Raw genomic sequence first — 11470 nt, forward strand, 5'->3', positions numbered from 1 at the left:
CGCATCCTGCCCGGAGGGCTTTTTATATCATAGGAGCATTTTCCTATGATATAAAGAAAGACCGGGATTCCGGGATTCCACCGCCATTAAGCGTATGGAGCCCCGGAATCCCGGTCTTTTAATCATATCTCTTATTCCGCATATAAACTCTTTAAGAACTGCTCTGAAAACGCCACGGCAGCTTCAAACCTCTGATAAAACTGACCGTAAAAATCATGTTCCGCTTCATAGGGCAGCATATAAAACTGCTTCAGGATATACATACTGATATTCTTTACCGCCCCTTCATCCGGTTTTTCTTTTACCGCATTCTGGAGCTTCTTCAGAAAATAATGCCAGTCCGAAACAAACTGCTCATACTGTCTGATATCCGGCGTATCAATCCATTTGCGGACCTTTACCTTGGTCCTGTTCTCCTTCCGGCACTCGTTCGTCTGGAGAAAATACCGGAAACCGCCGTCCTCATAGAAACGCCCGAGCGGGAAAAGCCGGCAGATTCCCGGCCTGTATGCATGAATGCTGCACCTGCCGTTTCCGTCCAGAAAGGCACACCGCTCATCTTCCCCTCTCATTCCGAGATTGGGGAGTATCAGCCCGTCTGCCAGGTTCAGCTCCACTCCGGACGCCAGCAGCTCCTCAAAGCTCCTGCCCAGATGAACCGTCAGACGGTAAATATCAAGCGGATCGAGGACAATCGAAGTTCCCATCCCTCTGCAGCAGGCAGAACAGCCCTTACAGTCCTGGCAGTCTGCTTTCACCATATCGTTCGGCCCGTACAGTTTGCCGTCCGATATCTCTTCCATACTCACATTGCGCTCCATTATCTTATGTCAACCTTTCCAATCTCTCATTTCTTTCAGGCCCGGCACCAGAACCCCGGCGCTTGTCTCCAGGATAATCCGTCCCTTTTCGGCCGTAGCTCCGGAAGGATCCCCGCCGATTCCAATGGGTTTTCCGTCCTTTGTTTTCCAGTCCTCGGAAACCCAGCCAATGGAAACATTGCCGTATGGTTTCAGGGCTTTATTATGTTCAAACGCCGTGGGGATGCCCGCCTCGGAGAGTTCCAGTTTCACCAGGCTCTCATCCACAGCCATCACCATCGATGTCTCCATCTCGCCGCCATGGAAATCCCATATATTACCCTCGGAGATTGTCGCCGTCACATCAGGATGGCTGAACGCTCCCGAAGAGAGGATAAACGGGGAAATCGAAAACTCACTTCTCAGTTCTCTGCTGAGCACCTGGACAATTGGAGCATTTCCTCCATGACAAATCAGAAACGCCAGCTTTTTGAAACCGTGATGCACCAGACTGACACTGATGTCGTAAAGCATATGGTAATAAGTATCCGGCTTCACCGTGATGGAGCCGCAGAAATTTTTATGTTCCGTGCTCAGTCCGACGGGAATGACGGGGAAAACCAGCATGGGGAAATCGTCCTCCCCCTCCTTCGCCAGCGCCTTCTTTATTTCCTCCGTCATCGCTTCCGCGATAATATCATCCGTGCCCAGCGGAGCCTGGTTTCCATGCTGTTCCAGCGCTCCCAGGGGAATCAGGACGATTGTCTCCTCCTTATCCACCCGTTCCATTTCCCATCTTGTTAAATCCCGGTAATTGCGTATCATTTTCTTCACACCACCTTTGGAACGATTTTGGCTGCCAGCAGACGGCTGTAAAGCAGATGCGCCACCACACTGTTGAGACCGATTTTCAGAATATTAAACGGTATCGTTGCCAATATGATAAATCCGTTGAGGTTCTGGATAGCCGGGTTCACGGCCGCCACCATCGTAATAACCTGGTCAAGAGGCAGGTTCATTGCCTGTGCATAAAGCGGAAGGGTAATAAACGCGTTGGTAAAGCAGGCAAATGCCGTTCTAATCGGAATGCTTACCACCAGAGCCTCAATTGCAGCCTTCCTGCCTGAGCCCCTCTTCTTGTAGACAAACCAGAGCGGTCCCACAAACAGGATAATTCCCATCAGGTTCGCGAACTCACCCACATACATGGTGTTGGTTCCAACCGTGATTAACTTGATCAGAATCTTGATCACTTCCACGCACACGCCGGACACCGGCCCCATCAGAAATACAGCCACGATAGACGGCACATCGCTGAAATCCACCTTGTAGAACGGCGGCATAAGCGGTACGGAAAACTCAAACGACATCAGCACACCTGCCAGCGCCGCCAGCATTCCCGTATAAATCAGTTTCTGGACACTCCATTTTGAATTTGTTTTTGTTCTCATACTTCATTTCTCCTTTCGGTTATGTCGGTCTTGCAAATTTCTTAAATTCTCCGAAAAAGAGTCTGCTGTCATGATAGAATAAAGAATCCTGCTCGCGGGATTCTTGCGCTGCCGCGCGGTTGCTCCAGCAACGATTTACCTCTGCGCGGCATGTGCATCCTCGCGGAGCGTTTTTTGATTCATAGGACGTAATTTCCTATGAATTAAAAAAATCCCAAATCACGGGGATCTGGGATTAAAATTTCATCATATCAGACAACATCTCACCGCATTTTGAGCATGTCAAAATAACGATGTATCTAATTGACTCTAATTTCTTCTCTCATCCAGACTATACTGTCGGTTTTGGATTTCCACCAAATCAACCGTTAAAAACGGGTCGCGGACTATGACCGCCGGTAGGGACTTGCACCCTGCCCCGAAGAACTTATTCAACTTGTGATTTAAAAATAGCACAGATTACTATTATTGTCAATAGGGAGTTAGGGGAGAAATGAGGGATGGTGTGGGTCTTCACTCCCGGGGAAGTTATTTGTCTTCTTTCCCGCTTCTGTTCACAGGATATCCATTTCCCTGGAGGTCGGTGGTCATTTCGTTTAAATGGCCGCACTCGTCTGTTCTCATTTCCCGGTCTGTGGTTCCGGCTTCGTACGCTCCCTTGGGGATTGTGTTGATTGTTTCTTTATCTCTTGGTTTCTGCATATATTACCTCCGTTTTTTGTATTCAGATATTAAAATTAGTATAACCGGCCGTGGTGCGGATTATGATGGAGGCTTATTCCATATGCATTTTCCCGTTGTGGCAACTTTTGATATAAAGATGGAAGGGATTTACTTTTTTTATGATTTTCCGGTTCTCCGATTCCCTTTGCTGTACATTTTTTTGGTTCTTTAACGGTTAAGACAAATTATGTATATCAGGTTAAATTTTGTTTATTTACCGTATCTGTAATATGCCATATAGTCAGATCAGCTAAACCAATTGCCCGAGAGGCTAAATTATCAAGGAGGAAATCACAATGAAAAAGCATTACCCAACCATCATCCTGACGGCTCTGGCTCTGACGCTGGGACTGTCGGTCAGTGCCGCGGCCGCAGGGCCAGGCTCTACGGCGCCCGATGATCTGAACGCCTATCTTCTGGCCCGCACCACGGTCAGCGACGGCAGCCGTTCGCTGCCAATTGACCGCAGCGAGGTCAACGAACATGCAATTACGGGTTACTACACCTACACATTTCAGGAGGGAGAAGCAGCCGGACGTTCATTTAAGCTCTATGCCGGCCGTCATGCAGCCCTGCGCGCCTATATTACCGTGATTGCCGTTCCCGACGGAACCGCCGACACCTATGATTTTCTGGATAAACAGGGATGGCTGCAACAGGCCGATACATACGGGGAACTCCTCTTCGTCCTGGAACCGGAAAATGGAAGCTGGAAGACCCCGGACGACGAGGCCGCCTATCTGGACGCCTGCCTGGGCGAAAGCGTGGGCAATACTGCCTTCGGTACCCGCGAAACAAGTTCCGGCGGCATCGTCCAGAGCGGAAGGATTCCGGTCAGCGACGGTACATCCTGCCCTGTCTTCACCGGACATTCCTGTAACTATTATGTCGGTTATGGCAAAGGCTGCGCTGTCCTCGAATCCTGGACCGCCAATCATCCTCTCTATGTCATAAGTCAGGCATTTATCGAAGGAACGGGTGTAGGGACGGAGTATCTGCAGCGCTCTGCGGCCCGGACCTACAACGGCATAAATACCGGCTCCTACTATCCCGGCTTTCAGGATTCCTCTTTCTCAGCCACCCTCAAGGCAATGCAGAAAGGCGGGGTGGGCAGCGGCAAATTTATCACAAACGCCGATATTCCGGTTCCCACGCTGTTTGCCGGATACAGTGACGAAGACACAAGTATTCCTTACTGGATCAGCGTAAATGATGCCGTGCCGGTGCCCGGTGAACAGGGTCTTTACCGCCAGAGCATCACTTCCGATGCATGGCAGACGGCATATGCCAACCAAAATGCCGCGAACTGGGAGCCGGGAACCGCTTACGGTATTTCCAAAGTCCAGGTTACCCGGGACAGCAGCCTGACCGCCTCCCAAATCCGCGGTTTTCTGGCCGGATATACCCGATACACCAATCCCTTTGCCTACAGCAATAATCTGTCCTACCGCCTGGACTATTACAAAGCAACCGAGGCGGCCCGCGTTTCCGCCAGGAAAGGTAAGACCGTCGCCTCCTATTCCTATCACGGTTATGACGGAACGGAAGCAAATGTAGAACTCCGTGCCCTTCAATCAACACGGGTAGCCGCTCCCGGCTGCAGTACCGAAGGCACCGTCTATTCCTGCATTTCCGCTTTCGGAGATTATAATGACGATGGAGTAATGGATCCGAGGGAATCTCTTATCTATGTCCCCGACACAGCCAAAAATTCCGGCCCGGACGGAGTTCCTGTCGTGGTTGTTTTCCCCGGAAGCACACAGGCTGCATCCACCTTTATGGATTGTTCCGGCTGGTGGGCCGTGGCAAACGATGAGGGCTGTGTAGTCATTATTGTAGGACAGTTCTGCCGCAGCAGCGCCGCCAGTCTCACCTACGGCGAAGAAGGGGACAGCGCCAATTTTGCCCGCTCAAGCCTTGTTCTGCTGGATCGCGTAATCAGCCGGGACGCAGGCGTTACACCGGACTTCACACGAGTGTACGGCAGCGGCCATTCCCTGGGCAGCAATACCATACAAACACTTTGCAATAATACGGAGGCCTACTATTTTGCAGCCGTTGCCTCCACCTCCTTCCCCAACCCGCAGTTTACCGCCGGACAGATGCCCTGCTGTCTTATTGTCGGACAGGCGGACATCAGTGAACCGCTGCCCGACCCAAGAGCCAGGGATCTTGTAAAAAATCCATGGGACACCTCGGCCGACAGCGCCATCTACAACTGGGTGACGGGAGCCCAGGCCATGAACGGGCTGACCGCGGCGTTCCTGCCCAATAATCATGCCAGCTTCCTGGCTGCCTGCTCCAGTTTCCAGGAGAGCGGACGGTATTACACCTATACCTGGAATAATAAAAACAACATTCCTGTAGTCCGATTTACCCGCACCCTGGCCCGCGAACATAACTGCTACCCGGAAGAATTCCGGCTGGCCTGGGATTTCCTCAAACACTACCGCCTGAAACCGGACGGCGCCCGCACCTACAGCGCATCCGCCTTTGAATCGGACGACTCCGTGTTAATCGTTAAGTAAAATATCGTTACCGGGCACAGAATGAACCGTAACAACGAAAAGCACGCTTCGCAAACTTTTCATTGCCACTCAACAAAATACAGCTCCGGAACATCAATGCAGTTTCATCCGTCATTGATGTTCCGGAGCATTACATTTAGATTGGCCCAAAAACTGAATTTAAAAATTTCGGAATAACAAGGATACCACAGGCCGGCGCAAGGAATACTATCAGGAGAAACTCATTAATTCCACCTCAAAACACACTTCAGGAGGTTAAAAATGGAAACAGATATGACAATGAAAAATGATACCATAAGCCTTGCCGGCCACTGTGACGCCGGATGCAAGATGGCGGTCGACAGCATGGAACAAATCAGCCGTTATGTGACCGATGAGAACCTGAGAACCGTTATAAACTCCAGCAAAAACAGGCACAAAGATTTGGAGCAGGAAGCTTCCGGCCTGCTGAACAAGTACGGCACAAATGAGAAGGAGCCTGCAAAAATGGCCTCTGCTTTTTCCTGGATCAGCACAGAAATGAAAATGATGTTCAAGGATGATAATAACCAGGTGGCCAAAATCATGATGAACGGCTGTAATATGGGAATCCAGTCCATCAGTGAGGATATTAATAAGTATTCTAATGCCTCGGGCGAAAGTGTATCTCTGGCTAAAAAAATCGTCAAAGCAGAGGAAAACTTTATGAAGGACCTGGAACGTTTTCTCTAAAACGGTTTGAACGTGCCGCCCTTTAAAAAAAAAAGTGAAATATATTATCTGTATGAAGTGAATATATAATAGTTAAGAACATACAGAGACAGCAGGTCATTATGCAAATATATATAGTAAAAGAGGGCGACACGATCGACGCCATCGCAGGCGCTGCCGGTATGGATCCGCTGCGTCTGGCTTTTGAAAATCAGATTGACGCTCCGTACCGTCTTGTTGTGGGACAGTCACTTCTTGTTACGGGCGGCGGGGAAAACGGCACAGAGAGCCGTCTGGAGGGAATTCAGATCAGTGATGAACAGACCGGCCCCGTAATTATGAACGGATATGCCTATCCCTGGATAGAGGAAGAGGTGCTGACCGAAACCTGCCGGTTTCTGACCAGCATTTCTATATTTTCCTACGGTTTTACAGAGACCGGGGAACTGATTCCGCCTTCCGGAGAAGGCGAAGAGGATGTGATACAGGAGGCCGAACGGCAAAATGTAATTCCTGTACTGGTTCTGACCCCTCTGGGAGCAGACGGCCGTTTTAACAACAACCTCGTTTCCGTCCTCGTGGGCAGTCTGGAAATCCAGCAGAAGCTCATAAGGGAACTCTGGACCGTAGTCCAGGAAAAGGGTTACGGCGAGGTTGATGTGGATTTTGAATATGTGCTGGCCGAAGACAGGGAATTATTCGCCGACTTCGTGCGGCGTCTGAGAATCATTATGAACCTCTTCGGCATCCGGGTGACCGTTGCCCTGGCGCCGAAAACCTCCCGGGACCAAAGAGGGCTTTTGTATGAGGGAATTGACTATAAAGCACTGGGAGAGGCCGCCAACGGCGTTTTGCTGATGACCTATGAATGGGGGTACACCTACGGGCCTCCAATGGCCGTAGCCCCGATCAACATGGTACGCCGCGTTGTGGAATATGCCCTGTCTGAAATTCCCGCTGAAAAAATCAGCCTTGGGATTCCCAACTACGGTTATGACTGGCCCATTCCCTACGAGCAGGGGGTGACGAGGGCGATAAGTATCGGTTATACCGAGGCAATCCGGCTGGCCGTCGATCACGGCGTGCGGATTTACTTCGATGAAACCGCGCAGTCACCGCATTTCCGTTACTGGCAATATGGAATCCAGCATGAGGTATGGTTTGAGGATGTCAGGAGTATGCATGCGAAGTTTGAGCTGATAAAAGAGTTCGGTCTGGCGGGAACCGGATACTGGCAGTTGATGAGACTGTTCCGTGCCAACTGGCTCCTGGCCGATCATGAATTTTTGATACAAAAGGGAAGGTCTGTTATTTAGAATCATTTTGTGATAGAATGGCATTATTTCAGAACCGGCAGGTACTGCAACTTCATTTCCGTGCAGAACATTCCGGTACAAAGGAGAATATATGGAATATACATTATATCAGCTTCTCTGGTTCTTCCTCATCTATGCGGCCGCAGGATGGTGCGCCGGAGTCGCATTTTTCGCCGTGCGCAAAAGACGTTTTATCAATACAGGATTTTTAAATGCTCCCTGGTGTCCCATCTATGGTCTGGGCGCCGTGGTATTTTCTGTTTTTCTTCAGGAGCTGAAGGGTAATCTCTTCTTTCTGTTCCTGGGAGGAATGATTCTGTCCGCTTTCCTGACGTTCATTACCGGATTCATTCTGGAACGCCTGATACACAGGCGCTGGTGGGATTTCACCAAACAGCGGCTGCAGTTTGAGGGTTACATAAATCTGCCATACATGGCGGTCTGCGGCCTGGCTGCCGTGGTTTGTATCCATTTTACAAATCCCCTGGCGGTGAGGCTGCTGGAACTGATACCGGCATTCATTGGGAAAATAACGCTAATCGGGCTGTACTGTCTGCTGGCGATCGATCTTTCTGTTTCCCTGGCCGCCGCATGGCGCATGAGAACCAGTCTGAAGGAACTGGAACAGGTGGCTGAGGAATTGAGGCGCGTCTCAAATTCGTTCGGCAATGCAATTACATCCAGAATTGAACGGAGGATGGTGCGCGCCTACCCTAACCTGAGGGAACAGGCGGCCGAAAGGGCAGTGGCTGATCTGGCCGCGGTCCAGGCCGGCGCGGCGGATTCCATTTTTGCAAAGGGCTGCTGTTTTTACAAGCTGACCGGGCTGTTTTTTCTCGGAGCATTCCTGGGAGATATCACGGAAACAATTTTCTGCTACGCCACCACCGGAGTCTTAATGAGCCGGAGCAGCGTCGTTTACGGGCCTTTCAGCATTGTGTGGGGACTCGGCTGTGCCATGCTCACCGCATTCCTGTATAAATATAAAGATCGAAGCGACCGGTATATCTTTCTCGCCGGCACGGTCCTCGGCGGCGCCTACGAATATATCTGCAGCGTGTTCACCGAGCTGGTCTTCGGCACCGTTTTCTGGGACTACAGCGCCATTCCGTTTAACCTGGGCGGGCGTATCAACCTATTATACTGCTTTTTCTGGGGCATTGCCGCCGTCGTATGGCTGAAGGGACTTTATCCCATTCTTTCCGCACTGATAGAGAAGATTCCCAAAAAGGCAGGAACCGCCGGAACCTGGATTCTGATCGTATTCATGGCGGTTAATATCACCCTGTCGGGGCTTTCGCTGGCCAGGTACTCGGAGCGGCAGACAAACCCGGCCGCGGAGCAAAACGCGGTCACCCTGTTTCTGGACGTGCACTTTCCCGACAGCCGGATGGAACGGATTTATCCGAATGCGAAGCTGGTGGACTAGGTTTTAGCCGAATGTCTCTGTACGAAGTGTTGCGATATCAGACCCGGAGTTCCGCAATGGAATACAGCGCCGCTTTTCCGGCTAATTTTACCCGTTTCCCATCCAGACGGCAGTACAGAATACCTCCCCGCTTTGAGGCCTGAACGGCTGTAATCCGCTCTTTTTTCAGCCGTTTTGCCCAATAGGGGACGATGTGGCAATGGCCGGAACCGCAGACCGCGTCCTCCGCCACGCCGCACTTTGGTGCAAAGGAGCGGGAAACACAGTCTGCATCCGTCCCCCTGGCCGTGGCGTGAAGGAGCAGGCCGTCCAGCGATTTTACTTTTTCCTGATTTGGGTTCAGTGCCCTGATTATTTCCTCGTTTTCAAAAATACAAAGCAAATCGCGCCCCATGTAGGCCTCCGAGGGTACGGCCCCAATCGCGCCGGCCATCTCTTCCGTCACAGGCACCGGTGTCAGTTCATACGCCGGAAAATCCATCTCATAAAGGCCGTCCCTTTTCTCAACAATCAACTCCCCGCTCAGCGTTTTAAATGTGATCTGTCCCGCTTCCGTTTCATAGTAGTTGAAAAGAACAAATGCACAGGCTAATGTCGCATGTCCGCAAAGGTCAATCTCACCGCCGGGAGTAAACCAGCGCAGTCGATATGTTTCACCTTCTTTTACCGCAAATGCGGTCTCGGAAAAATTATTCTCTATCGCTATGTTCATCATCAGTTCTTCTGAAATCCACGCGTCCAGGATACAAATAGCCGCCGGGTTTCCGTGAAACACCTGATCGGTAAAAGCGTCTGCCACATACTGTTTCATTTTTCAAAATCCTCCCTTTATTAACCTCTATTGAAAATACTGCTCTTTCATGCGGATTGAGCCGCCCCCTCATGGACCGTCCACCCTTTGCAGACATCCACCCAGCCCGCCGCGTGGGAATGCGTTTCCAGCTCCGCCAGATCCAGTTGAATCGTAGCGGTATCGATTCCCCCTGCGGTATGGACGGTGGAAAACCGTTTTAAGGAGATATCCAGATAAATCTCCACTCCCTCATTGACAGCAAAGGGACACACCGCCCCGGGCCGGTGTCCAATCAGCTCCTCTACCCGTTCACGGGGAACCATACCAGGTTTTTGATGAAAATACTGCTTAAACTTGGAACTGTTTACTCTTGTGTCTCCGGCCGTAACTATCATCACCGGCTTCCCGTCCACAAGAAAAGTAATGGCCTTGGCTATCTCAGCCTGAGTACAGCCAATGGTCTCGGCCGCATGTTCCACGGTATCTCCCGTCTGCGTGCGGACCGTAATGCGATCCGCCAGGCCCGCCTGTTCAAAATAGGTTTTTACATTTTGATATGACATAGTACTTTCTCCTTATTGTAATTTGCTCTTGCCTCTGATTTGCTCTTAGTATATACTTCAGATATGCATAAGTAAAACGAATATTTCTAATGATTACTTTAGAGAAAGTGAAGTAAAAACATGAACCGATATATTGCCTTACAGAAAATCGTGGAGCTGGGCAGCTTTGCAAAAGCCGCCGACGCCCTGGGTTATACTCAGTCGGCCGTCAGCCAGATGATTTCCTCCCTGGAAAATGAACTTCAGATTAAACTGGTAAACCGGTTCCGGACAGGAACGAAACTTACCATTGAGGGCGAGGAACTTTATCCCTACATCGAGCAGCTTGTTTATCAGTATTTTTCCATGCAGGAGAAAACGAAAGAGATTAAGGGGCTGGAGACCGGAGTCATACGCATGGGAACGATCGCCAGTATCTCGGCCCACTGGCTCCCCGTACTGTTTAAAGAATTCCAGGAGCAGTATCCCGGCGTTGAATTTATTATCCACCAGGGCGACTACACCTCCATCCAGGACTGGATTAAGGCGGGGGTTATCGACTTTGGCTTTATCAATCCTAACGCTGCAGGCGGGATTAAAACTCTGGTCCTGAAAGATGGAAATATGCCGGCCGTATTACCGGAGCATCATCCCCTTACCGAAAGAGATGTCATCCCTTTGGAGCTGCTGGCTTCCGAGCCGTTCATTCTGCTGGAAGAGGGTCATTATTATGAGCCTTTAGAGGCATTTAAAGCCATCGGCTGCAAGCCGAATATTAAATACACGATCCACGATGACTACTCGATCATGACGATGATTGAGGCGGGATTAGGGGTCAGTATCCTGGCGGAACTGATTTTGCACCGTACAAATTACCGCCTTGCGTTACGTCCGACCGATCCGCCGGTTACCCGCACGATCGCCATCGGATACAAGGATAAGGCAGGCCTGCCCATGGCCGCCAGACGCTTTATTGAGCACCTTCAGCTTCATATTGCGGAACTTCCATAATAAACTGTGTAATAGCTTCTCTAATAATTCACGTAAAAAAAGATAACAGCAGGCAACTGAGGAAACATTAGAAACTGGGAGCCCGGGAAGTTTTTCTATCTCAAAAAAGAAGCAGCGCATATTTTACGCTGCTCAGCTTGTCGACAAACTATACTTTCCTTATATCAGGAGTTTGAGGGTGTAACCC

At 50.3% G+C, this 11470-nt stretch carries 11 protein-coding genes and 1 riboswitch; of the genes, 5 read left to right on the top strand and 6 right to left on the bottom strand.

Features of this window, described 5'->3' with window-relative positions; genetic code table 11:
* Positions 1 to 131 precede the first annotated feature (131 nt).
* From QZT18_RS08755 to QZT18_RS08770, 4 genes are all read right to left on the bottom strand, one after another.
* Positions 132 to 821, bottom strand: a complete 690-nt coding sequence (locus QZT18_RS08755; RefSeq protein ID WP_294146756.1) for a YkgJ family cysteine cluster protein — start codon at positions 819 to 821, stop codon at positions 132 to 134.
* 9 nt (positions 822 to 830) lie between these two features.
* Positions 831 to 1625, bottom strand: coding sequence for a creatininase family protein (locus QZT18_RS08760; RefSeq protein ID WP_294146759.1), 795 nt, complete (start codon positions 1623 to 1625; stop codon positions 831 to 833).
* 5 nt (positions 1626 to 1630) lie between these two features.
* Positions 1631 to 2251, bottom strand: coding sequence for an ECF transporter S component (locus tag QZT18_RS08765; RefSeq protein WP_294146761.1), 621 nt, complete (start codon positions 2249 to 2251; stop codon positions 1631 to 1633).
* 310 nt (positions 2252 to 2561) lie between these two features.
* Positions 2562 to 2681, bottom strand: a riboswitch (FMN riboswitch).
* A gap of 98 nt (positions 2682 to 2779) precedes the next feature.
* Positions 2780 to 2953, bottom strand: a complete 174-nt coding sequence (locus QZT18_RS08770; RefSeq protein WP_294146763.1) for a hypothetical protein — start codon at positions 2951 to 2953, stop codon at positions 2780 to 2782.
* Between the two features lie 317 nt (positions 2954 to 3270).
* Between QZT18_RS08770 and QZT18_RS08775 the strand changes: the two genes are divergently transcribed.
* The 4 genes from QZT18_RS08775 (at position 3271) to QZT18_RS08790 (ending at position 8937) form a co-directional block, all read left to right on the top strand.
* Positions 3271 to 5502: a hypothetical protein gene (locus QZT18_RS08775; protein ID WP_294146764.1), complete on the top strand. Its 2232-nt coding sequence runs from the start codon at positions 3271 to 3273 to the stop codon at positions 5500 to 5502.
* A gap of 261 nt (positions 5503 to 5763) precedes the next feature.
* Positions 5764 to 6213 (top strand): hypothetical protein, encoded by a 450-nt coding sequence (locus QZT18_RS08780; RefSeq protein ID WP_294146766.1) that lies wholly within the window; start codon positions 5764 to 5766, stop codon positions 6211 to 6213.
* Positions 6214 to 6314: 101 nt separating this feature from the next.
* Entirely contained in the window at positions 6315 to 7508 is a 1194-nt protein-coding gene (locus tag QZT18_RS08785) for a glycosyl hydrolase family 18 protein (RefSeq protein ID WP_294146768.1), read from the top strand.
* A 91-nt stretch (positions 7509 to 7599) separates the two neighbouring features.
* A complete protein-coding gene (locus QZT18_RS08790; RefSeq protein ID WP_294146770.1) occupies positions 7600 to 8937 on the top strand; it encodes a putative ABC transporter permease in 1338 nt (445 codons plus the stop codon).
* A 37-nt stretch (positions 8938 to 8974) separates the two neighbouring features.
* On the opposite strand, the gene QZT18_RS08795 is transcribed toward QZT18_RS08790, so the two are convergent.
* The gene (locus QZT18_RS08795) at positions 8975 to 9748 is read right to left on the bottom strand and encodes a PhzF family phenazine biosynthesis protein (RefSeq protein ID WP_294146772.1); all 774 of its coding nucleotides are present in this window, start codon (positions 9746 to 9748) and stop codon (positions 8975 to 8977) included.
* Positions 9749 to 9795: 47 nt separating this feature from the next.
* The gene (locus tag QZT18_RS08800) at positions 9796 to 10293 is read right to left on the bottom strand and encodes a YbaK/EbsC family protein (RefSeq protein ID WP_294146774.1); all 498 of its coding nucleotides are present in this window, start codon (positions 10291 to 10293) and stop codon (positions 9796 to 9798) included.
* Between the two features lie 120 nt (positions 10294 to 10413).
* Here QZT18_RS08800 and QZT18_RS08805 point away from each other — a divergent pair, with 120 nt between their 5' ends.
* On the top strand, positions 10414 to 11283 hold the full coding sequence (locus tag QZT18_RS08805) for a LysR family transcriptional regulator (RefSeq protein ID WP_294146775.1): 870 nt from the start codon (positions 10414 to 10416) through the stop codon (positions 11281 to 11283).
* Positions 11284 to 11470 lie beyond the last annotated feature (187 nt).

The sequence above is a fragment of the uncultured Clostridium sp. genome (assembly GCF_900547735.1).
GTDB lineage: Bacteria > Bacillota > Clostridia > Lachnospirales > Lachnospiraceae > Otoolea.